At 68.2% G+C, this 22,756-nt stretch carries 19 protein-coding genes and 2 pseudogenes; 7 read left to right on the top strand and 14 right to left on the bottom strand.

Annotation, left to right across the window (positions count from 1 at the left end):
• Positions 1-64: 64 nt before the first annotated feature.
• Complete coding sequence (locus JWS14_RS27340; protein ID WP_005244182.1) at positions 65-1,744, top strand: DNA repair helicase XPB; 1,680 nt, start codon at positions 65-67, stop codon at positions 1,742-1,744.
• Between the two features lie 37 nt (positions 1,745-1,781).
• Positions 1,782-2,450, top strand: a complete 669-nt coding sequence (locus JWS14_RS27335) for a DUF3239 domain-containing protein (protein WP_072944858.1) — start codon at positions 1,782-1,784, stop codon at positions 2,448-2,450.
• Positions 2,451-2,457: 7 nt separating this feature from the next.
• Here the strand turns inward: JWS14_RS27335 and JWS14_RS27330 are convergent, their stop codons facing one another.
• The 8 genes from JWS14_RS27330 to JWS14_RS27295 form a co-directional block, all read right to left on the bottom strand.
• Entirely contained in the window at positions 2,458-3,021 is a 564-nt protein-coding gene (locus JWS14_RS27330) for a GNAT family N-acetyltransferase (protein WP_072944909.1), read from the bottom strand.
• A 92-nt stretch (positions 3,022-3,113) separates the two neighbouring features.
• The gene (locus JWS14_RS27325; RefSeq protein WP_206014823.1) at positions 3,114-4,103 is read right to left on the bottom strand and encodes an LLM class F420-dependent oxidoreductase; all 990 of its coding nucleotides are present in this window, start codon (positions 4,101-4,103) and stop codon (positions 3,114-3,116) included.
• Between the two features lie 13 nt (positions 4,104-4,116).
• Entirely contained in the window at positions 4,117-5,343 is a 1,227-nt protein-coding gene (locus JWS14_RS27320; RefSeq protein ID WP_206014822.1) for an MFS transporter, read from the bottom strand.
• On the bottom strand, positions 5,340-6,683 hold the full coding sequence (locus JWS14_RS27315) for an LLM class flavin-dependent oxidoreductase (protein ID WP_206014821.1): 1,344 nt from the start codon (positions 6,681-6,683) through the stop codon (positions 5,340-5,342). The genes JWS14_RS27320 and JWS14_RS27315 overlap by 4 nt, the downstream gene beginning before the upstream one ends.
• 24 nt (positions 6,684-6,707) lie before the next feature.
• Positions 6,708-7,583: an ABC transporter permease gene (locus JWS14_RS27310; protein ID WP_072944866.1), complete on the bottom strand. Its 876-nt coding sequence runs from the start codon at positions 7,581-7,583 to the stop codon at positions 6,708-6,710.
• On the bottom strand, positions 7,576-8,412 hold the full coding sequence (locus tag JWS14_RS27305; protein WP_072944868.1) for an ABC transporter ATP-binding protein: 837 nt from the start codon (positions 8,410-8,412) through the stop codon (positions 7,576-7,578). Before JWS14_RS27305 ends, JWS14_RS27310 begins: the two co-directional genes overlap by 8 nt.
• Positions 8,409-9,497, bottom strand: coding sequence for an ABC transporter substrate-binding protein (locus tag JWS14_RS27300; RefSeq protein WP_206014820.1), 1,089 nt, complete (start codon positions 9,495-9,497; stop codon positions 8,409-8,411). The genes JWS14_RS27305 and JWS14_RS27300 overlap by 4 nt, the downstream gene beginning before the upstream one ends.
• Before the next feature lie 38 nt (positions 9,498-9,535).
• Positions 9,536-10,606 carry an ABC transporter substrate-binding protein gene (locus JWS14_RS27295; RefSeq protein WP_206014819.1) on the bottom strand — a complete coding sequence of 357 codons (1,071 nt, stop codon included), beginning with the start codon at positions 10,604-10,606 and terminating at the stop codon, positions 9,536-9,538.
• Between the two features lie 279 nt (positions 10,607-10,885).
• On the opposite strand from JWS14_RS27295, the gene JWS14_RS27290 reads away from it, so the two are divergent.
• A complete protein-coding gene (locus JWS14_RS27290) occupies positions 10,886-11,806 on the top strand; it encodes a sigma-70 family RNA polymerase sigma factor (RefSeq protein WP_206014818.1) in 921 nt (306 codons plus the stop codon).
• Here JWS14_RS27290 and JWS14_RS27285 read toward each other — a convergent pair.
• Positions 11,781-12,380, bottom strand: coding sequence for a carboxymuconolactone decarboxylase family protein (locus tag JWS14_RS27285; RefSeq protein ID WP_206014817.1), 600 nt, complete (start codon positions 12,378-12,380; stop codon positions 11,781-11,783). The genes JWS14_RS27290 and JWS14_RS27285 overlap by 26 nt on opposite strands.
• Positions 12,381-12,500: 120 nt before the next feature.
• Here JWS14_RS27285 and JWS14_RS27280 point away from each other — a divergent pair, with 120 nt between their 5' ends.
• Positions 12,501-13,688 carry a pyridoxal phosphate-dependent aminotransferase gene (locus JWS14_RS27280; RefSeq protein WP_206014816.1) on the top strand — a complete coding sequence of 396 codons (1,188 nt, stop codon included), beginning with the start codon at positions 12,501-12,503 and terminating at the stop codon, positions 13,686-13,688.
• On the top strand, positions 13,685-14,716 hold the full coding sequence (locus JWS14_RS27275) for an AraC family transcriptional regulator (RefSeq protein WP_206014815.1): 1,032 nt from the start codon (positions 13,685-13,687) through the stop codon (positions 14,714-14,716). The genes JWS14_RS27280 and JWS14_RS27275 overlap by 4 nt, the downstream gene beginning before the upstream one ends.
• An 11-nt stretch (positions 14,717-14,727) precedes the next feature.
• On the opposite strand, the gene JWS14_RS27270 is transcribed toward JWS14_RS27275, so the two are convergent.
• From JWS14_RS27270 to JWS14_RS27245, 5 genes and pseudogenes are all read right to left on the bottom strand, one after another.
• Positions 14,728-15,153: a VOC family protein gene (locus tag JWS14_RS27270; protein ID WP_072944880.1), complete on the bottom strand. Its 426-nt coding sequence runs from the start codon at positions 15,151-15,153 to the stop codon at positions 14,728-14,730.
• A 52-nt stretch (positions 15,154-15,205) separates the two neighbouring features.
• Positions 15,206-15,448: pseudogene (locus JWS14_RS27265) on the bottom strand (zinc-binding dehydrogenase); the annotation flags it as partial.
• Between the two features lie 3 nt (positions 15,449-15,451).
• Positions 15,452-17,257 (bottom strand): zinc ribbon domain-containing protein, encoded by a 1,806-nt coding sequence (locus tag JWS14_RS27260; RefSeq protein WP_206016194.1) that lies wholly within the window; start codon positions 17,255-17,257, stop codon positions 15,452-15,454.
• Positions 17,258-17,816: 559 nt separating this feature from the next.
• A pseudogene (locus JWS14_RS27250) lies at positions 17,817-18,638 on the bottom strand (zinc-binding dehydrogenase); the annotation flags it as partial.
• An 88-nt stretch (positions 18,639-18,726) separates the two neighbouring features.
• The gene (locus JWS14_RS27245; protein ID WP_072943148.1) at positions 18,727-19,374 is read right to left on the bottom strand and encodes a LysE family translocator; all 648 of its coding nucleotides are present in this window, start codon (positions 19,372-19,374) and stop codon (positions 18,727-18,729) included.
• 145 nt (positions 19,375-19,519) lie between these two features.
• Between JWS14_RS27245 and thpD the strand changes: the two genes are divergently transcribed.
• Together thpD and JWS14_RS27235 are read left to right on the top strand one after the other, a co-directional pair.
• A complete protein-coding gene (thpD, locus tag JWS14_RS27240; RefSeq protein ID WP_206014814.1) occupies positions 19,520-20,431 on the top strand; it encodes an ectoine hydroxylase in 912 nt (303 codons plus the stop codon).
• 172 nt (positions 20,432-20,603) lie between these two features.
• Entirely contained in the window at positions 20,604-22,754 is a 2,151-nt protein-coding gene (locus JWS14_RS27235) for an MMPL family transporter (protein WP_206014813.1), read from the top strand.
• The last annotated feature ends 2 nt before the right edge of the window (positions 22,755-22,756 follow it).

Raw genomic sequence — 22,756 nt, 5'->3', positions numbered from 1 at the left:
CCGCCCGGATCAGGACAATGGACAGGCTGGCTACATCCGGCACCGCATTTTCGAGGAGGCTTCCGTGACCGACGGACCGTTGATCGTCCAATCCGACAAGACCCTGCTGTTGGAGGTCGATCACGAACGCGCGAACGACGCCCGCCAGGCGATCGCGCCGTTCGCGGAACTCGAGCGCGCGCCCGAACACGTCCACACGTACCGCATCACTCCGCTGGCGCTGTGGAACGCGCGCGCCGCCGGGCACGATGCCGAGCAGGTGGTCGATGCCCTCGTCAACTTCTCCCGGTACGCGGTGCCGCAGCCGCTGCTGGTCGACATCGTCGACACGATGGCCCGGTACGGGCGCCTGCAGCTGGTGAAAAACCCGGCCCACGGTCTGACGCTGGTCAGCCTGGACCGCGCGGTCCTCACCGAGGTGACCCGGCACAAGAAGATCGCCCCGATGCTCGGCGCGCGCGTCGACGACGACACGGTGGTGGTGCACCCGAGCGAGCGCGGCCGCCTCAAGCAGTTGCTGCTCAAGGTCGGCTGGCCGGCGGAGGACCTCGCCGGATACGTCGACGGCGAGGCGCACGCCATCGATCTGGACTTCGACGGCACCTCCCCCGGGTCCGCGGACGGCCAGTGGCACCTGCGCGACTATCAGGAGATGGCCGCCGACTCGTTCTGGGCCGGCGGGTCCGGCGTCGTCGTCCTGCCCTGCGGTGCGGGTAAGACGATGGTCGGTGCGGCCGCGATGGCCAAGGCGAAGGCGACCACGTTGATCCTGGTGACGAACACGGTCGCGGGACGGCAGTGGAAGCGTGAGCTGATCGCGCGCACGTCGCTCACCGAGGAGGAGATCGGCGAGTACTCCGGCGAGCGCAAGGAGATCCGTCCGGTCACCATCGCCACGTACCAGGTGATCACCCGGCGCACCAAGGGCGAATACAAGCATCTGGAACTCTTCGATTCCCGCGACTGGGGTCTCGTGATCTACGACGAGGTGCACCTGCTGCCCGCCCCGGTGTTCCGCATGACCGCCGACCTGCAGTCCCGCCGGCGCCTCGGCCTCACCGCCACCCTGGTGCGCGAGGACGGCCGCGAGGGCGACGTGTTCTCGCTGATCGGACCCAAGCGGTACGACGCGCCGTGGAAGGACATCGAGGCGCAGGGGTGGATCGCACCCGCCGACTGCGTCGAGGTGCGGGTGACGCTGACGGACGCCGAACGGATGTCCTACGCCGTCGCCGAACCGGACGAGCGGTACAAGCTGTGTTCCACGGCGCACACCAAGATCGCGGTGGTGAAGTCGATCCTGGAGCGGCACACCGACGCACCGACGTTGATCATCGGCGCGTACCTCGACCAGCTCGACGAACTGGGTGAGGCGTTGAACGCCCCGGTCATCAAGGGGTCGACCAAGAACAAGGAGCGGGAGGAACTGTTCGACCGTTTCCGGGCGGGCGAAATCCAGACGCTGGTCGTCAGCAAGGTCGCGAACTTCTCGATCGACCTTCCGGAAGCGTCTGTCGCCGTGCAGGTTTCGGGTACGTTCGGGTCCCGTCAAGAGGAGGCTCAGCGGCTGGGCCGCCTGCTGCGACCGAAGCACGACGGCGGCCAGGCCCACTTCTACTCGGTGGTGGCGCGGGACACGCTCGACGCCGAGTACGCCGCCCACCGGCAGCGGTTCCTCGCCGAGCAGGGTTACGCGTACCGGATCACCGACGCCGACGACCTGCTGGGCCCGGCCATCGGGTAACCGCCTGCCGCCGGAGCCGGGCCTCTAAGCTGGGGCCGTGCGACATTTCGAGTTCACCGTCGACCGGCCCTACGCGAAGTCCGTCAATCAGACGTTCGCCGACATGCGACGCCTGCAGGTGTCGGCGATCGTGGTGGCGCTGCTGTTCGCGGCCGCCGCTGTCGGTCTGATCCTGCTCGCCCACCCCTGGTCGATCATCCTGGGGGCCGTCGTGGCGATCGCCGCGCTGACGTCCGTGTGGGTGGCGTTCTGGGTGCCGAAGAAGGTCGGCAGCATCGAGGACCTGTACGCGAAGAGCCCGCTGGTGCCCGCTGTCGTCTCGGAGGTCCACCCCCGCGCGCTGACCCTGCTGTCGCTGATCGACGTCGCGAAGCCGTCCGCGGTCCACCCGTCGTACGCGCTCGTCACCCGCAACGTTCCGATCCGCACCGGCCAGAAGCAGCGGGTGGGTGACCGAGTGCCGTCCGTCGCACTGCTGAACGACCGCAGCACGCACAGCATGTCCGACACCTGGGAGATGGTCAGCCCGATGCCGATCGCGTGGGGCACCCGCGACGCGGCCGTGCGGTCCCGCGCGGAGGACGCGATCGATCAGGTCGAGTGGGATTTCCTGCAGAGCCGGATCGCCGAGTCGGAGCAGATCCGGACCAGCCCCGACCAGCGGGTCACGGTGTCCGAGCACGACCTTCCGGAGAGTTTGCGCTGACCGGCCGCTAGCCGGGCCAGCCCTCGGCCGGCTGCCGCGGGTCGCCGGCCAGCAGGGCGGCCGCCCACGAATCGCGCCGGACGCCGCGCTGCACCAGTCCTGCGCGCTGGAGTCCCTCGAACCGGAAGCCCACCCGGCGGGCGACGGCCGCCGAATCCAGGTTGCCGACGAACGCGCGCCATTCGATGCGTTCGAGGCCCATCCCGTCCGTCCGAAACGCGAAATCGCACACCAGGTTCACCGCCGTCGTCATCAGTCCCCGCGAGCGGGCGGACGGTGACAGCCAGTACCCGATCTCCGCTGCCGTCATGTCCCGCGCCATCAGGCCGATCATCCCCAGCACCGGGCCGTTCTCGCGTTCGCGCAGCGCCCAGGTGGGGCTGCGGTCGGCCCAGCCGGTCGGCACCGTCTGCCGGACGAACTGCTCGGCGTCCGAGCGTGCGTACGGGGCGGGCATCGTCGTCCACTCGGCGATCGACGCGTCGCCGCACGCCGAGCAGATCGCGTCGATGTCGGTGACGACCGGCGGGCTCAGCCACACGTTGTCGGCGGCGAGGGTGACGACGAGCATGCCCGCCACTCTATGCCCGGTGCGGCGGTCTGCTGATCAACACGTCCGGCCGACGGGCCGGCCATCAGCACGTCCGGCCGACGGGCCGGCCCTCAGCGCAGCGCCGGCAGGACCTCCTTCTCGAAGAGCTCGATGCCCGAGGTGTCGTAGGCGGCTTCGGGGAAGTAGAAGATGCCGTAGGACATGCCGAGTTCCTTCAGCGCCGACAGTTTCTCGACGATCTGTTCCGGCGTTCCCACGCCGGGCATGCCGCGGAATGCTCCGAGCGCACCCTCGGCGGCGTCGGCGCCGACGTGGGGGGTGAGCCGGTCCTTCAGGGTGAGCAACCGCTGCTCGACCTCCGCCTCGGTGGTGCCGATCGCGACGTTGTAGTTGGCCGAGCGGGTGATGGCGTCGAAGTCGGTGCCGACGGTGTCGCAGTGCTTGCGCAGGATCTCGGACTTCTGTGCGAATCCGTCGGGTGTGCCGTCGAAGTTGGTGTATTGCGCGTACTTTGCCGCGATCTTCAACGTCACCTTCTCGCCGCCGCCTGCGATCCACAGCGGAATACCGCCGTCCTGCAGCGGAAGTGGGCGGACGATGGCGCCGTCGACCTGGTAGTGCTTGCCTTCGAGGGTCGCGGTGCCGTTGGTCCAGGCCTGGCGCATGATCTGCACGCCCTCGTCGAGGCGGCCGAGACGCGTACCGGCGGAGGGGAATCCGTACCCGTATGCCTGCCATTCGTGCTCGTACCAGCCGCCGCCGATGCCCATCTCGATGCGTCCGCCGGAGATGAGGTCGGTGGTGGCGGCGACCTTGGCGAGGTAGGCGGGGTTGCGGTAGCTCATCGCCGTACACATCTGGCCGAGACGCACCCGCGACGTGACGGCCGCGAACGCGGACATGAGGGTCCACGCCTCGTGCGTGGCCTCCTCGGTCGGTGCCGGGACGGTGTGGAAGTGGTCGTAGACCCACAGTGAATCCCAGGAGGAACCCTGGTCGGCGCGCAACGCGAAGTCGCGCATCACCGACCATTGATCCGCGGGATCGATTCCGACGAGATCCAGACGCCAACCTTGAGGAACGAACAATCCGAAGCGCATGAAACGAATGTACCTATGCTTCCTGTTTTTCGAGCGGTGAGGAATCCGGCTCCGCCGCGGGCGGCGGTGGCCAGGGGGAATAGATCGGGATGAACCGGAACAGGAGTCCGGCGCCGACCAGCGCCGCTCCCCCGATCGCGGCGACGGCGGCGCCGAGCGGGACCACCGCGGCGAGCGCGCCGACCCCGAACGGTCCTGCGAACATCCCGGTGTCGTGGGTGAGCCGCCACGCTGCGAGGAATTCGGCGCGGGTGGCCGGTGGCGCGATGTCGGCGCCGAGCGTCATGATGACGCCGTTGCCGAGGCCGTTGCCGATTCCCATCACGACGGCGACGATCCCGATCGACCACAGGTCGTGCGAGAACGGCAACGCCAGGTAGGACGCGCCGATCACCAGCAGCGACGGCACCGCGATGAACCTGCGGCCGTAGCGGTCCATGAAATGTCCGGCCGGATACGAGCACAGCAGGTCGACGGCGGCACCGACACCGAAGACGAGGCTGACCTGGGCGGCGTCGAGTCCGAGGTGGGCGGCCCACAGTGGGAGCACCGCCTCCCGGGAGGCGCGGGCCGCGCCCATCATGAGCGACCCGGCTCCGAGTGTGGCCAGCAGTTTCCGGTGGCGACGCAAGATCGACGGCAGCGTCGCGTGCCCGCCCACGGCGGCTGCACTGCGGCGCGGCGGGTCGGGGACCCGCGACATCAGCCACCCGGACAGCACGACGCCGACGAACTGCACCATGAACCCGCCCCGCGCGCCGACCACCAGGATCACGGCGGCACCGAGCAGCGGGCCCACGAAGAAGCCGAGCCGCCACATCGCCGCGAACGACGACATCGCCCGGGCCCGCAACCCGATCGGCACGGCATCGGCCAGATAGCTCTGGCGGGCCAGCCCCCACACGGCGTTCGCGAGCCCGGTCAGCAGTGCGCCGACACCGAGCATCCAGGGTGACTGCGCGAGGAGACAGACCAGCACTCCGGTGGCGCCGACGGCACTGCCGCCGATGATGGACCGCCGCTCCCCGAACCTCGCCACGATCCGGCCCGCGGGCAGGTCGCCGAGGACGGCGCCGAGCCCGACGACCGCGACGATCAGCCCGGACACGGCAACCGACGCACCCAGTTCGCGGGCCGTCAGCGCCATGACCGGGGCGGCGGCCCCCTGGCCGATGCCGAAGATCGCTGCTGGGACGAAGACGGTGGTGACGAGAGGCTTCAGACCGGTCTCGCCGCTCATGCGCTCGCTTCGTCGACCGCACCCGCGAACCGGTTGTCGACGTCCGCGAGACCGTAGTGACCACGCAGGGTGGTCGCCGTGTACTCCGTGCGGAACAGTCCCCGCTGCTGCAGGATCGGGACGACCCGGTCGACGAAGTCGTCGAGTCCGCCGGGCAGGTACGGCGGCATGATGTTGAAACCGTCGGCCGCGCCCTGCTCGAACCACGTCTGCAGTTCGTCCGCCACCTGTTCCGGAGTGCCGGCGAACGTGCGGTGCCCGCGTCCGCCGCCGAGCAGCCCGATCAGCTGCCGGACGGTGAGCGATCCGTCCTCCGCGAGATCCTTCACCAGCTGGTACCGGCTCTTGTTGCCCTGGATCTCGTCGAGCGGGGGAAGCGGCGGCAGCGGCGTGTCGAGGGAATGCATCGTGAGATCGACACCGAGCATCGTCGACAGCTGCCGCAGCGAGTACTCGGGCGAGATCAGATCGGTGAACGACTGCTCGAGCGCCTTCGCCTCCTCCTCGGTGTCGGCGATGAACGGCACGATGCCGGGCAGCACCTTCAGGTCGCGGGCAGTGCGGCCGTGCTTCACGACCCGCGCCTTGAGATCGCGGTAGAACTCCTGCCCCTGCTCGAGGGTGCGCTGCGCGGTGAACACCGCCTCGGCGTACCTCGCCGCGAACTCCTTGCCGCTCTCCGACGATCCGGCCTGCACCAGCAGCGGCCGCCCCTGAGCGGATCTCGGCGAGTTGAGCGGGCCCTTGATCCGGAACCGCGGTCCGTCGTGGTCGATGGTGTGGACCTTGTCGGGGTCGGCGAACACGCCCGTCTCCGGGTCCAGCACCACCGCGCCGTCCTCCCAGCTGTCCCACAGGGCCAGCGTGACGTCGACGAATTCCTCTGCGCGCTCGTATCGTCCGCTGTGCGCGGGGATGCCGTCGACACCGAAGTTGGCCGCCTCGTCAGCGCCTGCCGAGGTCACGATGTTCCACCCGGCCCGGCCGCTGCTGATGTGGTCGAGCGACGTGAACTTGCGGGCCAGGGTGTACGGGTCGGAGTAGCTCGTGGACGCCGTGGCGATCAGCCCGACGTTTTCGGTGGCGACGGCGATCGCCGACAGCAGCGTGACGGGCTCGAAGATCGCCTGCGTGTTGTGCTTGATCCGCGGCCCGACGGCGAGACCGTCGGCGAAGAACACCGAATCGAGTTTGCCCCGCTCCGCGATCCGGCCGAGTTCCTGGAAGTGCGCGACGTCCAGTACGCGGTGCGCCTCGGTGCGGGGGTGGCGCCACGCCGCCTCGTGATGTCCCACGCCCATGAGGAACGCGTTGAGGTGGAACTGTGAATCCTGTGACATGTAGGTTTTCTTTTCCGGTAAGGACTAGACCCGCCAGCGGGACAGCCTGCGTTCGATCAGTACGAGAACGGCGTTGATCGTCAGGCCGAGAACCGAGATGGCGACGATGCCCGCGTACATGTTGGGGATCTGGAAGTTGAACTGGGAGGCCGTGATCAGGTAGCCGAGCCCGGCCTTGGCCCCGACCATCTCGGCGGCGATCAGCACGAGGATCGACGACGCGGCGGCCATGCGGATTCCGGTGAAGATGGTGGGAACGGCGGCGGGCAGCACCACCTTCTGGAACAGGCGCACCGGCGACAGTCCCAGCGAGGACGCCGACTTGATCAGCAGCGGGTCGACGGTGCGGACACCGGAGATCGTGTTCAGCAGGATCGGGAAGGTGCACGCGTAGATCACCAGGGCGATCTTGGACTCCTCACCGATGCCGAGGATCAGGATGAACACGGGGAGCAGTGCCAGCGCCGCCGTGTTGCGGAACAGCTCCAGGATCGGGTTCAGGAAGTCCGACACGGGCCGGTACCAGGCGATGGCGATGCCCAGCGGGATCGCGATCACGACGGCCACGAAGAAACCGATCAGCGCGCGAGAGAGGCTGGCGGACACGTGCTGCCACAGCTCACCGCTCTGGAGCAGGTCGAAGAACGCCTCGATCACCGTGCTGAACGGGGGCAGGAACACTTCGTCGACGAGACCGACGCGGGGTGCGATCTCCCACAGCGCCAGGAACGCGACGATCGCGACGGACGGCTTCAGGATCCGCCACGCGAGCGGACGCAGCGCCGCGCCGGCACGCTGGACGGCACCCGGCTCGGGCGGGGTGGAAGCGGGCGTCGGAGCCGCGGTCCGGGTCGGATCGGCGGCGACGGGAACTTCCGGTGTCGCGAGTGCGCTAGACATGTGCTTCCTCCTTCTCGATTACCTGTGCACGCTCCACTTCGCCGTGCAGCAGCGTCCAGATGCGGTGTCGGTAGTGCCGGAACTGCTCGTTGGACCGGACGTCCTCGCCGCTGCGGTCGATGTCGATGTCCACGAACGTCTTCACCCGGCCGGGGCGTGACGTCAGGACGGCGACCCGCTGCCCGAGGTAGATGGCCTCGTCGATGCCGTGGGTGATGAACAGGATGGTCTTGCCGGTGGCCTTCCAGATGCGCAGCAGTTCGTCCTGCAGCGACTCGCGGGTCTGCGCGTCGAGCGCGGCGAACGGCTCGTCCATCAGCAGCACCTCGGGGTCGAACGCCAGGCTCCGGGCGATCGCGACGCGCTGCTTCATACCACCCGACAGTTCGTGCGGGTAGCGGTCGCCGAATCCCTTCAGGCCGACGAGTTCGAGGTAGTGCTCGGCGAGTTCGCGCCGTTCCTTCCTGGGCAGTCCCTTGGCCTCGAGCCCGAACTCGATGTTGTGCCGTGCCGTCCGCCACGGCAGGAGCGCGTACTGCTGGAAGACGATGCCGCGGTCGAGACCCGGCCCGGTCACCGGCTGCCCGTCGAGCAGGATCCGGCCGGACGTGGGGGTGCTGAGCCCGCCGAGCAGGTCGAGCAGCGTGGACTTCCCGCAACCGCTCGGCCCCACGAGGACGAGGAATTCGCCGTCCGCGAGATCGATGTCGATGTCTTCGATCGCGGTGAACTTGTCCTTCGACCCGCGCACGTCGAACTGCTTGGTGACGTGCTCGAGGCGGAGCTTGGGCGTCTGAACCCGGTCGGGATTCGAGGCGGTGGTGCTCATTTCTGTCCTTCCAGTACTTCTCCGTCGGGCCCGCTCTCGGCGGGGAACGTGCCGTTGGCGTACGGGTTGAATTCGTTGGTGTACAGGTCGGTCGCGGTCAGCTTGCCCTCGTCGAGCTCACCGTTCCGGACGAGCCAGTCGATCCAGGTCTGCAGCTCCTTCTCCTGGATCACGGCCCCGGCGATGGGAATTCCGGAGCTGCGCCAGTAGTCGATGGCCTCGTCGCTCTCGTTGCGGCCACGCCTGTCGATGATGTTCTTCAGCCGTGCGACCACCTCCTCGCGCGGGGTCACCTGGGTCCAGCGGATGGCCCGGGCCGTGCCCTGCACGAAGTCCGCGACGGCGTCCTCGTTCTTGGCCAGGAAGTCGTCCCGCACCACGTATGTGCCGTAGCTGAACGCGCCGAAGAGATCCCGGTCCGTGAACAGCGGCCGGATTCCGCCACGCTCCTGGGCTGTTTCACGGTAGATGCCGTTGATGGCGGCCACGTCGATCTGGCCTTCGCGTAGCGCCTGTTCGTTGTTCACCGGCGGAACGACGATCAGTTCCACCTGCTTGATCTCGTCCGGGGACAGGCCCTGCTGGGCCAGCCACTCCCGGACGAGGAACTCGTGGTGCGCGCCGAGCGTGTTCATCCCGACCTTCTTGCCGATCAGGTCACGCGCCGAGCGAATGGGGCTGCCGTCCAGCACGAAGTATCCGGTGAACTCGCCGGCATCCGCGCCGTAGGAACTCAGCACCGACGTGATCGGCGCCCCCGCGGCGTTGAGTTTGACGACGGCTCCGTTGAAGGCCGAACCGAATTCGACGTCACCGGTGGCCGCCGACTGGATGTCCTGCGGGCCGCTGGTCGTGTCGCCGACCCATTCGAGTGTGACCTTGTCGTAGTACCCCAGGTCCTCGGCGAGTTCGTGGAAACCCACGTCTCCGGCCCACCCCTGGTATCGCAGGACCGTCTTCCCGTCCTCGGTGGTGGCGGTGTCCGACGAGCCGGCACATCCCGCCACTCCCGAGGCCAACGTGAACAGTGCTGCGGTCGCCGCGAGTGCGCGCACGGCGCCTCGCCGGAACCGGGAGTGGGACATCGACTTCACTTTCTTCTCGTGAGGACCTGGGGTGGAATTCACTTGGCGGCCAGCGCTTGTCCGTCGGGGCCGCTGTCGGCGGGGTAGGTGCCGTTGGCATACGGGTTGTACTCGTTGGTGTAGACGTCGGCGGGCGTGAGCTTGCCGTCCTCGAGTTCCCCGTTACGCACGAGCCAGTCGATCCAGGTCTGGATCTCCTGGTCGGTGAGCACGCCACCGGGGCCTGCGACACCCGGCGACTTCCAGTAGCCGACGAGATCGGTGGTCTCGTTGCGACCGCGCTTGGTGATGATCTCCTTGTACTTCGCGATCACCTCGTCGCGGGGCGTCACCTGCGTCCAGCGGATGGCGCGGGCCGTGCCCTGCACGAAGTCGGCGACGGCGTCCTTGTTCTTCGCGATGAAGTCGTCGCGGAAGATCAGCGAACCGTAGGTGAAGGAACCGAAGATGGACTCGTCGGTGAACAGCGGACGGATGCCGCCGCGCTCGACTGCCTTGTCGCGGAACACGCTTCCGAGCGTGCCGACGTCGATCTGCCCCTGCCGCAGCGCCTGCTCGGTGTTCACCGGCGGCACGACGGTCAGCTCGACCTGCTTGATCTCGTCCGGGGTCAGCCCCTCCCGAGCCAGCCACTCACGGACCAGGAACTCGTGGTGCGCGCCGAGCGTGTTCATGCCGACCTTCTTGCCGATCAGGTCACGTGCCGACGTGATCGGGCTTCCGTCGAGCACGTAGTACCCGTTGAACGTCTCCTTGTCGGAGCCGTAGTAGCCGATGACGGACGTGATGGGAGAATCGGCCGCGGCCAGCTTCAGGACCGCTCCGTTGAACGCCCCACCGAAGTCGGTCTGGCCCGTGGCGGCGTTCTGAATGCTCTGCGGCCCACTGGTGGTGTCGCCGATCCAGTTCAGTTCGACCTTCTGGTAGTAGCCCAGGTCGGCCGCGAGTTCCGGGAACGAGACCTGGCCCGTGGTGCCCTCGTAGCGCAGCACGGTCTTGCCGTCGGCGGTCGTGGTGGTTTCGGATTTGGAGCAGGCAACAGCGAGACTGGTGAGGGAGAGCAGGGCGGCAGCGGCCGCCAGAGTCCGCGCGAAACGGGGACGAATCATCGAAGGTCTTCCTAGTGTGTGATGCCCGCAAACGACGAAGCAGCGGGCCGTGCGAACGCACTCCGGCCGGCCCGGCGGTCGCCGGAGGGGGGGTTGGCAGGACGTGCAGAAGAAAAGGGGTGCGGAAAAGCCAGGTCAGCTACGACAGCCGAAACACTGGAACATGGCAGACTCCCTGGACGTGGTGTGGTCGCCACACCATACGTCCGGACCCACCACCAGGGTCAACGGTTACGCACACGACGGATTTTATGTCTGGACCGCACGTAGGATATCGGCATGCCCACTGCGACGCTGGTAGACGAATTCGAGTCCCACCGGCGGCATCTGCTCTCGGTAGCGTACCGGCTGACCGGAAGTGTCAGCGACGCCGAGGACGCGGTGCAGGAGTCGTGGCTGCGACTCGACGACGCGAACGCCGCGACCATCCGCGACCTCGGGGCCTGGCTGACCACGGTAGTCGGGCGGATCTGCCTCGACCGGTTGCGTTCGGCCGCGGTGCGGCGGGAACAGTATGTCGGCCAATGGCTTCCGGAACCGGTCGTCACCGGGCTGTCACCGTCCGCCGAGCCGGACCCCTTGGAGGCGGTCGTCCGGGACGAAGACAACCGTCTCGCGGCGCTGATCGTGCTCGACACCCTCACCCCGGCGCAACGGGTCGCGCTCGTGCTGCACGACGGTTTCGGGGTGCCGTTCGACGAGGTGGCGGCGATTCTCGGTATCGAGACACCCGCGGCGCGCCAGCTCGCGTCGAGAGCCCGCAAGGCGGCTGCCACAACGACACCCGCGGTTCCCGACGAGGAGCATGCTCTCGCCGTGCAGCGGCTGCTCGAGGCACTCGCCGGCGGCGACCTCGACGCGGTGGTCGCGGCCCTGCACCCGGACGCCCTCGTCATCGGCGACGCCAACGGCACCACGAGCACGGCCGTCAACGTCATCCGCGGCGCCGACAAGTTCGCCAGATTCTTCCTCGGCCTCGTCCAGCGGTACGGGCCGGAGGTGTTCACCGCCATGGAGCTGGTTCTGGTCAACGGCCAGCTCGGCTACTTCACCGCCGGTTTCACCGGAGACGATGCCCACCGCAGCTCGCCTGCGCGAGTGGGTGGGTTCACCGTCCGCGACGGTCTCGTCTACGCGGCGTACGACATCGCCAACCCGGAGAAGTTCGCCGGGATCATGCTCCCGGACCGTCCGTCGTGACGGCGGCGTCGTCGGCCCACGGCACCCTGCACGAATCGGTGCCGAAACCCTGTTCGGTGATACCCAGCGCCGAGTACATCCGGGCGCGCATGTTCTCGATACCGATCTGATAGGACAGTTCGACGACGCCTGCCCGGCCGAACCGGCGCTCGAGGTCCGCGACCTGCTCGTCGGTGACGGTGGTGGGCGTCGCCGTCATCGCGTCGGCGTACGCGATGGCCGCGCGTTCGTCCTCGCTGTACGCGGGCGAGTCGGCGTAGTCGGCGATGTGCTTCAGCCGCTCCACGTCCAGGCCGTCGAGGCGTTGCAGCATCGTGCCGAAGTCCACGCACCACGAGCAGCCGATCGTCCAGGCCACGCGGAAGACGGCGATCTCCCGCGCGTTCGCCGGGAGGACGGTCGACGCCTTCTGCACCGCCATCTCGTGCCGGGCCGAGGCGACGAACAGTTTGCGGTGATGGGCGAGCACGGCGAACGGCTCGGGCACCTCGTCGAACTTGTGGGCAGCATATTTGTAGGCGACCTTCACCAGCGGGCTCGCGTCCGCGGGGGCCACTGCGGGAATGCGGGGCATTGCGTCCTCCATCGTCACCGGGCGCCCTTCGCGCGCCGTCTACAGAGAAGACGAGACAGCCCCGCAGAACGTGACGCGGCCCTGTGCAACCGGCGCCATCACACCGACTACGCTGCAGTAATGCCCGCAACGCCGCGCAACCGCACCGTCCAGCGCTTGCAGCCGTTCGCGTCCACCATCTTTGCCGAGATGACCGCGCTCGCCGTGCGTCACGACGCGATCAACCTCGGTCAGGGTTTCCCCGACACCGACGGTCCCGCGTCCATGCTCGACACCGCGCGGCAAGCGATCGCGGACGGGCTCAACCAGTACCCACCCGGCCCCGGCATGCCCGTGCTCCGGCAGGCGGTCGCCGCCGACCGTCTGGCCCGGTACGGGCTCGACCACGACCCCGACTCGGAGGTGCTGATCACCGTCGGCGCCACCGAGGCCATCAGCGCCGCCATCCTGGGTCTGGTCGAACCGGGTGAGGAGGTGGTGCTGATCGAGCCGTACTACGACTCCTACGCCGCCTCGGTCGCCTTGGCGGGTGCGGTGCGGCGCAGCGTGCCGCTCGCCCGCTCCGGCCAGGACTTCGTGGTCGACCTCGACGCGCTGCGGGCCGCGATCACACCGAAGACCCGGATGCTGGTGATCAACACCCCGCACAATCCGACGGGCACCGTGTTCACCCCGGACGAGGTCGCCGCGGTCGCGGAACTGGCCTGCGAGCACGATCTGCTGGTGCTGAGCGACGAGGTGTACGAGCACCTGGTCTTCGACGGCCGCACGCACACCGCCCTGGCCACCCTCCCGGGAATGTACGAACGGACCGTTTCGGTGTCGAGTGCCGCCAAGACGTTCAACGTCACCGGGTGGAAGATCGGCTGGGCGTGCGGTCCGGCGGAACTGATCGACGCGGTCCGCACCGCGAAGCAGTACATGTCGTTCGTCGGCGGCGGACCGTTCCAGCCCGCGGTGGCGCATGCGCTGAGCCACGAGCAGCAGTGGGTGAAGGAACTGCGGGACAGTCTCCAGGCCAAGCGGGACGTGCTGTACGACGCGCTCGTCGCGTCCGGTCTCGAGGTCCATTCGGGCGGCGGCACGTACTACCTGTGCGCCGACATCACCGCGATCGGCGAACACGACGGCATCGACTTCTGCCGCACTCTGCCGGAGCGCATCGGCGTGGCCGCGGTGCCGGTCAGCGTGTTCACCGACCATCCGCAGCCGTGGAACCCGCTGGTGCGGTTCGCGTTCTGCAAACAGGATCACGTGCTCGCGGAGGCCGCGCGGCGGCTACGGACCCTCGGGGAGCCCGGATCGTGACTGCCCGCACCATCCCCGCCGACTTCGTGCGGCGGGCGCTCGACCTGTCGGCGCGCAGCGGCGTCGACCTCTCCCCCGCGCTGTCGGCGGCGGGAATCACGACGGCGTCGCTGGGGGATCCGCTGGCCCGGTTGACGCCGACCCAGGTCACCGCGTTCACCCAGGCCGTCTGGCAGATCACGGGCGACGAATTGTTCGGCCTCGGGCCGGCACCGGTTCCCCGCGGCACGTTCCGGCTCGTGTGCCTCGCCCTGATCCACACCGCGGATCTGTCCGCCGCGCTCGAACGGATGGCCGACATCCTGCGCGCCCTGCCGTCACTGCCCGCCCTGCACATCGGCCCCGGTGCCCACGGCGGAACCCGGATGACCATCGACATCCGCTCAGCCGCGGCCGAACGGTCCACCGAGGAAGTGCAGATATCCATCGAGGTGACGCGGGTCGTCACGGACTTCCTGCTGATCCTGCTTCATCGTTTCGCAGCGTGGCTCGTGGGCAAGAGAGTCCGGTTGCTGGCGGTGGAACTTCCGTATCCGGCGCCGCTGCCGCAGCTCGCCGAGAACTACGATCACATCTTCGGTGTCCCCGTGACATTCGATTCCGACATTCCCGCAATCGAATTCGACAACTCCGTGATGCGGGCGCCCATCATCCAGACCGAGGAGACGCTCGCTGACTATCTCCGGGAGTCACCGACTCTGCTGATGTCGGAGCGCGACTACGACAGTACGGCGTCCGCGCAGGTACGCCGGGTTCTCGAGCACGGCATGAAGGGCCGCACCTCGACGGCCGAGGACATCGCGGAGATGCTGTCGATCAGCGTCCCCCACCTGCGCCGGCTGCTCCGGCAGGAGGGGACGTCGCTGAACCAGCTGCGTGAGGAAGTGCTCCGCGACGCCGCCGTCGCCGGGCTCCGGCGCGGCGAATCCGTGGAGGATTTGTCGGCGCGGCTCGGCTTCTCCGAGCCCAGCGCGTTCCGTCGCGCCTTCAAGCGCTGGACCGGCAGCACCCCGAGTTCCTACCGCTGAGTGGCAGCGCGTCAGCTGACGCAGAATTCGTTGCCCTCCGGGTCGGTCATCGTGACCCACTCGCTCGGCCCCTGGCGGCCCCGGTGGAGCACGGTGGCGCCGGCCTGCTCCAGCTTCTCGGCGACCTCGTAGCGGGCGTCCCCGACCCTGATGTCCAGGTGGAGCCGGTTCTTCACCGTCTTCCGTTCGGGAACCAGCTGGAACAGCACGCGGGGGCGCTCGGGGTGCTCCGGATCGCGGATGGCCTGGCCCTCACGCCAGACCAGGACACCCTCGAATTCGATGGTGTCGGACTCCTGCGCGTGGCCGGCCTGCACGAGCCCGCGGATGAACTCCTCATCGCTCGGCTCCACCTCCCAGCCGAGCGCCTGAGCCCACCATTTGGCCAGGGTATGCGGGTTCTCCGAGTCCACTGTGACTTGAAATTCATATCCCATGGCCCGACGGTACAGCGGGGCACCGACAGGTCCCGGTGATCCACGTCCCGCGTCAGGGTTTGACCAGGATCCGGATGGGATCTCCCTCGTGGTTCGCGAGCTTCTCGATGCCCTTCGCGACGTCCTCGAGCGGGACGATCTCGCTGATCGACCGCGACAGGTCGAGGCGGCCGCGCGACACCAGTTCGGCGAGGGTTTCGATGTCGACATTCTTGTACCCCAGATGGCCGAGTACCTGCTTCTGCGACAGCCCGAACTGCGCGGTGGTCCCCACCGACGCCTCCTGCGCGCTCAGCGTCTACGTAGATCTCATACTGTCTGCCACTTGCGTGGCGGGCGTTGGAGATGGACGTGTGTCACGGCTACCCGCATCACCGTGAGGTGGTGCGGGTTCGACCGTGTCCCACACCGACGCTCGTAGTGCAGGAACATATCTGTTCGGAGTCACCCCCGCCCGCGGTGTCACGGTGGGCAGGCTGCGGCGGACCCGGCGATGCCGCGACCGTCGCGGGGTGGGACCGCTTTTGTCGCGGCACCGGCGCACCGGCGCGTGCTCGGCGACCCCGATCGCGGGCATCTGCCCCCGCCGCCGGGTCACCTTGTGTTTGCCGAGCAGGGCGCGTTTGGCCAGGTTCACCCCCGCGATATGGTCCCGGTTGCCGCCGACCCCGCAACCCGAACACCACGCAGTGTGATAGCCGCCGGGGCGTGCCAGTGGTGCGTCGCAGCCCGGACACAACGCGGACGATCCGCGTGCCGACACCGACACCACCGTGACACCGACACCGGCGGCGGTGTGGGCGAGGGCGGCGACCGCCTTTCGGCGGGCGGACTGCGCGGCCCGATTGTTGTTGACCCGGCCGTGCCCGCGGGCCTCGAGGGTGGTCAGGTCCTCGACCGCGATTACCTGCGCGCCCGCGGCGGTGGCGTAGTCGGTGACCTGGCGGGCGAAGTGGAAGGCCAGTTCTCGGTTAATCTTTCCCCGCTTGACGCCCACCGCCTCCCGGTGCTCGTCGAGGACGGCGATCTTCTCCTCCAGCCGGGTGCGGACCTCGGGTGGGGCGGTGGCGGCCAATCGCGTCAGCCGGGCGGCCTTGCGGTGCAGCATCTGGCCTTCGGTCTGTAGGCGGGCCAGTTTGATCCCGAGGCCGCGGTCGTCGTAGGTCCAGCCCTGGTAATCAGACACCAGCCCGTCCGGGGTTTCGGTGGTGATGGCGGCGGCGCCGAGAGTGGCCGGGGACCAGTCCACGCCCACCGCGCAAGTTCCCGAGGTCACATCAGCGGCGGGGACCGTCTCGGTGGCCGCGCACCGCAACAGCAGACCTCGGTGGTCGAGATGAAGGGTCGGGAGATGCCACTCGCTGATCGGCCGCCCGTGCAGGTGCGGTGGGATCGCGGCGGTCAACCGGACTCGTCGCCACTGCGCGCGTCCCGTCGGGGCGACGGTGGTGGGGAGTTTCACCGTCAACGTCATGACGGCGTCTGTGACGGTGAGGTGTGCGAGTTGTCGATCCGCTGCGGACAGCCGAGCCATCGCCGAGGTCTTCGGTGGTGCCTGCATGTCGGTGATCCGCAACCGGCCGGCGAGTGCCCCGCCCTCGCGGCGGGCGCGCGCGGTGAGCTGCCGCACCACGCCTCGGACGAATCCGGCCGGGAGGTACTCCGCCGCAGTGGTGGGTGCGGCGAGGCGGCTGGTGGCCGGGTCGAACCGGGCCGACAGCGACGCGATGGCGGTGTCTCGGTATGCCAGGGTCCGCAGCGTCGCCACCGCTTGTGCGGTCACCACCCGCGTGACACGCGACGGGACGTAGACCCCGTCCGGGTAATGCGGGGTCCAGCCCAGACGCGCAGCAGCGACATGACCCTGTATCGGGAGCTTGCGGCCCTGGCGGTCCACGCCGGCGGCCAGGACATCGAAGGTGGCCGGTTGCCACAGCCGCGCCAGCATCTGCGCTTCGGCGCCCGAGATCAGGTCGAGCAACCACCCCACCCGGGTGTCGACATCGTCGAGCCCGATCGGCTCACCGATGCCGTCATCGACCGCCAGGTAGGGGCGGGTAGTGAACGAGAACTGCCGCAGCGCAGGCAATCCGGTATCGGCCATCAGCGAGCCCACCTCAACGCCATGACCGGCTTCCATCAGCTCCCCCACCCGAGACTGTGTCCCCATCCCCACCGACGGTCTCGACCCTAACGCCGACCACCGACACGTCACGCTCGATCCACGCCACCCCGAAACCCGCGCCAACCGATCCCGCCACCACTGGCACCACCGCGAACTGGCGGATGGCTGCGTCGTCACGCTGCGCCCGCTCGAGTCTCTCCCGTAGACCGGAACCACGATGCTGGTAGGCCCGGTACACGGTGCCGGTGGCACGCTCACGCAACGCCATTTCCTGATCGGCGAGCGGGGGTTCCTGGCCGGTCGAGCCGGACACCCGGCAGTACAACTGCTTCCGCCCTGTCGGCCCGAACACTCTCCGGTGCAGGTCGACCCAGATTGACGTCGCGATCCTCCCGATCGAAAACTCGCCGACCGGAACCTGTCGCCGAGACGGTAACCGGTCCTCCGACGCGGCCCTCTAGACCCCCACCACGGACATGCTCAGGTTTCCGCCGCCTCGCCGATGCGCATGAACCGACAGCGATAGGAAGTATCTAGACACTACGTCAACAGTTGAGAGCCCGACCGCGACGAGGCGGCCGCCGACCGTCAGGCAGTCGAGTGCCTGCTCGAACGTCACCTTCAGTCCGGCCGCGTCGAACGCCACGTCCAGCATCCGGCCGCCCGTGGCCTCCGCGACCTTCTCCTTCAGATCCTCGTCCCGGGAGTCGAACGCGTAGTCGGCCCCGAGTTCCAGAGCACGTTCCCGCACAGCGGGATTGATGTCGAACGCGATCACGGGGACGGCGCCGACCAGACGCGCCAGCTGCACGATGTGGGTGCCGACGCCGCCCACACCCCACACTCCGACGGTCTCCCCGACCACGACCTTGCCGGTGCGCACGACCGCGCCGAACGGCGTCGACACCGCATCGGCGAGGATGGCCGCCTGCTCGAACGGAACGTTGTCCGGGATGCGCGTCAGTCCCCCGGCCTGCGCGACGGTGTACTCGGCCCACGCGCCGTCGTAGGCGAAAGCCATGAGCTGGATGTTCAGGCAGTTCGTGAGGTCCCCGCGCCGGCAGTTGCGGCACGCGAAGCAGGGCCTGCCCGCGGACGGCACGACACGGTCGCCCTCGGCCCAGCCGGTCACTCCGGCACCGACTTTCGCGATGGTGCCCGACGCCTCGTGGCCCTGGGTCACCTCGGGCAGCAGCGCGGGGAACGTCCCGTCGATCAGGCTCAGGTCGGAATGGCAGATACCGCAGAACTCCACCTTGACGAGCACTTCACCGGGGCCGGGCCCCGGGATCGGAATATCCTCCACAGCAATTGTTTTCGTATCGGCGTGGAATCGTTCCGCCCGCATGGTCCCGGCCATCGCTCGCCCCTTCGTCGTCGTTGCCTCGACGGTACCCGCGAAGAATGCCCGGGTGCGCATGATTCAGGCCACTCGGGCTGCGGCCGACTCAGACGACCGCAGGCCGGGCCCGGTCCAGCGCGAGGTGGATGGCGAGACCGCCGAGGACGCTTCCCATCACGAACTTCTGCGCCCGCAGCCACACCGGGCGCCCGGACAGGAATGTCGCGACAGTTCCTGCGACGCAGACGATCAGCGCGTTCACGGTGAGCGCGACCACGATCTGCACACTGCCCAGCAGCAGACTCTGCAACCAGACCGGCCCGGCGCCGGGGTGCACGAACTGCGGGATCAGCGCCAGGTACATCACCGCGATCTTCGGATTGAGCAGATTCGTCGTGAGACCCATCAGGAACAGCCGGGCGGACGAATCCCGCGGCAGGACGCGTGACGGAGCGAACGGCGCACTACCGCCGGGCCGCAACGCCTGCCACGCCAGCCATCCCAGGTAGCACGCGCCCGCCAGCTTCAGTGCGGTGTACGCCTGCGGGACGGCGGAGAATACCGCCGAAATGCCCAGTGCCGCAGCGGCGAGATAGCACAGGAACCCGAGAGCGACACCGGCCAGCGAGACCAGGCCCGCCGCCCTGCCCTGAGTGACGCTGCGCGAGACCAGATACAGCATGTTGGGTCCCGGCGTGAGAACCATGCCGAGCGCGATCGCCGCCACCCCGAGTACCGCCACCGAATCGATCATGTTTGTGACGATCCCACCGCGGCGACGCGCCGTCGCGGTCCAGTCCAGCCTCGGTGGACCTGTGTCCGGGTTGCATTCGTCGACGACCAGTGAGAACGTCGGAAGAGTAAAGCGTTGTCCAATCCGAAAGGGTGAAACACGAGTTATGCGTACGGCAGTAGCCGACAACTACCCCACGAGGGACCGCGACGAGTGCACGATGACCGTCCGTCAGGACCCGGTCACCTGGTTCGATCCGAAAAGGGGTGATACCCGGTCCGGTCCGCTCACTGCGAGTCAGATTGCCGACTACGACAAGCGCGGATATCACTGCGCCGACGCGATCATCCCGCCGCGCGACGTGTTCGACCTGGTCGACGAGATGACCCGCCTCGCCGACACCGACACTCTCCGCGGCGACAACCGCATCGTGCGGGAGAACAGCGACGGCGCCGTCCGTTCCGTGTTCGACGTGCACCGTCTCAGCGACGTCGTCGACGAGATCATCCGGCGCCCCGAGGTGGTGGGTATCGCCCGCCAGATCCTCGGTTCGGACGTCTACGTCCACCAGTCGCGGCTCAATTTCAAACCGGGTTTCACCGGTGGCCCGTTCTACTGGCACTCCGACTTCGAGACCTGGCACGCCGAGGACGGGATGCCTGCTCCCCGCGCCGCGAGCATCTCGATCGCGCTGACCGAGAACTACGGACACAACGGCGGGCTGATGATCATGCCCGGATCGCACCGCGCGTTCGTCTCGTGCGCCGGCGAGACCCCCGAGGACTACTACAAGGAATCGCTGGTCAGCTACGTTCCGCCCACCGGCTCGCCCGATCAGCCGACGCTCACCCGGATGGCGAACGAGTACGGCATCGACATGATGACCGGACCGGCGGGCTCCGCCACCGTGTTCGATTCCAACTGCATACACGGCTCGAACGGCAACATCACGCCGTTCGCGCGGTCCAACCTCTTCATCGTGTTCAACAGTGTCGAGAACACGCTGACGGACCCGTTCTCGGCGCCCGCGCCGCGCCCCGACTACCTCGGCAGCCGGGATTTCACCCCCTTGCGGTAACGAGCACCATGACGTACCGCGGCCCCGCTCCCTGACGTCGGAGCGGGGCCGCGGTCTGTCGATACCGCGAAACCCGTAGCCTTCGCGACGCCGTGCATGCGACGATGGCTTGGCAACGGTTCGACCGCCCGGCCCCGGGCGCCGGCCGAACCTTCATCTCCCGGAACGGGGAATGATGTTTGCCTACATCGCGCGCACCGTCGTCGCACACCCGTGGCAGGTCATCGCGGCCTGGGTGGTCGCGGCCGTTGCCGTCATTCTGTTCGCACCCAGCCTCGATGACTACACCACCGGCAATCAGCAGACGTTCCTGCCCAGTTCATTCGAGTCGTCCGAGGCGCAGGCCGCCGGCAACCAGTATTTCCCCAGCCTGTCGGGCGCAACCGGCAGCCTGGTGGTCGTCCGCGCCGACGACGCGCCACTGTCACCCGCCGACCAGCAGATGGCACTGAATCTCGCGACCTCGCTGCAGAATTCGGCGATCCCGGGAGTCGTGAGCGTACAGGGGTCGCCTGCTTCGCTGTCCGCCGACGGGAAGGCCGCCGCACTGCAGGTGGTATTCAACGGACAACCCGGCGACGACCAGGTCAACAACGCCGTACCGGTCATCCGGGGCGACGCCGAGCAGCAACTGAACGGCACCGGACTGGTGAGCGGGCTGACCGGTAACGCGGCCATTCAGGTCGACACGACCGCCGCCTACGACAACGCCGACAAGATCATCACGATCGCCACCGTCATCGTCATCCTCGCCCTGCTCGGCCTGATCTTCCGCAGTCCCGTCATCGCCGTCCTGCCGGTCGCCGTGATCGGCGTGGTGCTCGCCGTGGTCACCGGCCTGACCGCCGTCCTCGCCGACCTGTTCGACTTCCAGGTCAGCACGTCGCTGCAATCGATACTCGTGGTCGTCCTGTTCGGCGTCGGCACCGACTACATCGTCTTCCTGCTGTTCCGCTATCGCGAACGGCTGCGGCAACAGGCCGCCGCGGGGTCCACCACCGACACGCATCGCGAAGCGCTCGTCTTCTCCACCGACGTCGTCGGGCGCGTCGTCGCGTCGTCCGCGCTCACCGTCATCGTCGCGTTCGCCGCACTGCTGCTGGCGAAACTCGGGTCGCTCACCACGCTCGCACCCGGTCTGATCGTCGCCGTGGCCGTCATGCTGGTGACGGCGTTGACGCTCATCCCCGCCGTGTTCACCGTTTTGGGCCGCCACCTGTTCTGGCCGCTCGGGCCGGGGCACGACAGCCCGCACACGCCGTTCGCCTCGATCGGCACCGCGATCGGGCGTCGCCCGGCCGTGTTCGCCGTCGTGATCGGCGTCGTGCTGATCGCGCTCGCCTCCTTCGCGTCCGGCTACAAGTCGACGTACAACACGCTGGGCGAACTGCCCTCCGACACGCCGTCACAGCAGGCATTCGACACCCTCGACCGGTCCTTCCCCGCGGGCGCGCTCAGCCCGACCCAGGTGTACGTCGTGGCACCCGGACCACTCGATCCCGCGTCGCTGACCCCGCTCGTCACTGCCCTGACGCAAGTGCAAGGCGTGTCCTCCGTCGCGCCGCCGCGACCGAGCCAGGACGGTCGCGCCGCGCTCGTCAACGTCGTGCTCGCCGACGACCCGTATTCGAACGCATCCCTCGATCTCGTCGAGGGCCCGATCCGCGATGCGGCCCACGGTGCCGTCCCCGGCTCGGAAGTCGTTGTGGGAGGGCAGACGTCCACGTTCGTCGACGTCCGCGCGCAGCTCGCGGCGGATACCCGCCGAGTGTTCCCCGTCGCCGCGGTCGCGATCGCACTGATTCTCGCCGTGCTCCTGCTCGCCGTCCTCGCCCCGCTCAACCTGCTGGTGTGCGTGGCACTCACGTTCGTCGCCACCCTCGGCGCCGTGGTGCTCCTGTTCCTGCACGGCCTCGGCTACGACGGGATCGACTTCTCCATTCCGATCGTGCTCTACCTGTTCGTCGTCGCGATCGGCACCGACTACAACATCCTTCTCGCCTCTCGTCTGCGCGAGGAATTCCGCAACGGCTACGCGCCTCGCGACGCGGCACGGATCGCCGTCGCCAACGACGCCCCCACCGTCGCCGCCGCCGGTCTGATCCTGGCGCTGACCTTCGCGTCCCTGACTCTCACCGGACTGGCCAACCTCGCCGAGCTCGGCTTCGGCGTCGCGATCGGTGTCGCCATCGCCGCCTTCGCCATGGCCCCGATGCTCGTGCCCAGCCTGTCGGCACTCGAAGGTCGCGCCTTCTGGTGGCCGAGCAGGCAGAAGGCGACCATCGACACCGGCGACGACCGCGAGCCCGCGGTGCCGCGGTAACC

It is taken from the genome of Rhodococcus koreensis, assembly GCF_017068375.1.
GTDB lineage: Bacteria > Actinomycetota > Actinomycetes > Mycobacteriales > Mycobacteriaceae > Rhodococcus_F > Rhodococcus_F koreensis.
Note: the sequence above shows the minus strand (reverse complement) of the source record. Positions and strands in the feature narration are given on the sequence as shown.

Excerpts from the sequence above, each read along its gene's own strand:
- JWS14_RS27300 (WP_206014820.1), bottom strand. The coding sequence starts at position 9,497 with ATGTCCCACTCCCGGTTCCGGCGAGGCGCCGTGCGCGCACTCGCGGCG.
- JWS14_RS27260 (WP_206016194.1), bottom strand. The coding sequence starts at position 17,257 with ATGGCCGATACCGGATTGCCTGCGCTGCGGCAGTTCTCGTTCACTACC.
- JWS14_RS27280 (WP_206014816.1), top strand. The coding sequence starts at position 12,501 with ATGCCCGCAACGCCGCGCAACCGCACCGTCCAGCGCTTGCAGCCGTTC.
- JWS14_RS27305 (WP_072944868.1), bottom strand. The coding sequence starts at position 8,412 with ATGAGCACCACCGCCTCGAATCCCGACCGGGTTCAGACGCCCAAGCTC.
- thpD (WP_206014814.1), top strand. The coding sequence starts at position 19,520 with ATGCGTACGGCAGTAGCCGACAACTACCCCACGAGGGACCGCGACGAG.
- JWS14_RS27290 (WP_206014818.1), top strand. The coding sequence starts at position 10,886 with ATGCCCACTGCGACGCTGGTAGACGAATTCGAGTCCCACCGGCGGCAT.
- JWS14_RS27310 (WP_072944866.1), bottom strand. The coding sequence starts at position 7,583 with ATGTCTAGCGCACTCGCGACACCGGAAGTTCCCGTCGCCGCCGATCCG.
- JWS14_RS27270 (WP_072944880.1), bottom strand. The coding sequence starts at position 15,153 with ATGGGATATGAATTTCAAGTCACAGTGGACTCGGAGAACCCGCATACC.
- JWS14_RS27285 (WP_206014817.1), bottom strand. The coding sequence starts at position 12,380 with ATGCCCCGCATTCCCGCAGTGGCCCCCGCGGACGCGAGCCCGCTGGTG.
- JWS14_RS27295 (WP_206014819.1), bottom strand. The coding sequence starts at position 10,606 with ATGATTCGTCCCCGTTTCGCGCGGACTCTGGCGGCCGCTGCCGCCCTG.
- JWS14_RS27330 (WP_072944909.1), bottom strand. The coding sequence starts at position 3,021 with ATGCTCGTCGTCACCCTCGCCGCCGACAACGTGTGGCTGAGCCCGCCG.
- JWS14_RS27320 (WP_206014822.1), bottom strand. The coding sequence starts at position 5,343 with ATGAGCGGCGAGACCGGTCTGAAGCCTCTCGTCACCACCGTCTTCGTC.
- JWS14_RS27315 (WP_206014821.1), bottom strand. The coding sequence starts at position 6,683 with ATGTCACAGGATTCACAGTTCCACCTCAACGCGTTCCTCATGGGCGTG.
- JWS14_RS27325 (WP_206014823.1), bottom strand. The coding sequence starts at position 4,103 with ATGCGCTTCGGATTGTTCGTTCCTCAAGGTTGGCGTCTGGATCTCGTC.
- JWS14_RS27235 (WP_206014813.1), top strand. The coding sequence starts at position 20,604 with ATGATGTTTGCCTACATCGCGCGCACCGTCGTCGCACACCCGTGGCAG.
- JWS14_RS27245 (WP_072943148.1), bottom strand. The coding sequence starts at position 19,374 with ATGATCGATTCGGTGGCGGTACTCGGGGTGGCGGCGATCGCGCTCGGC.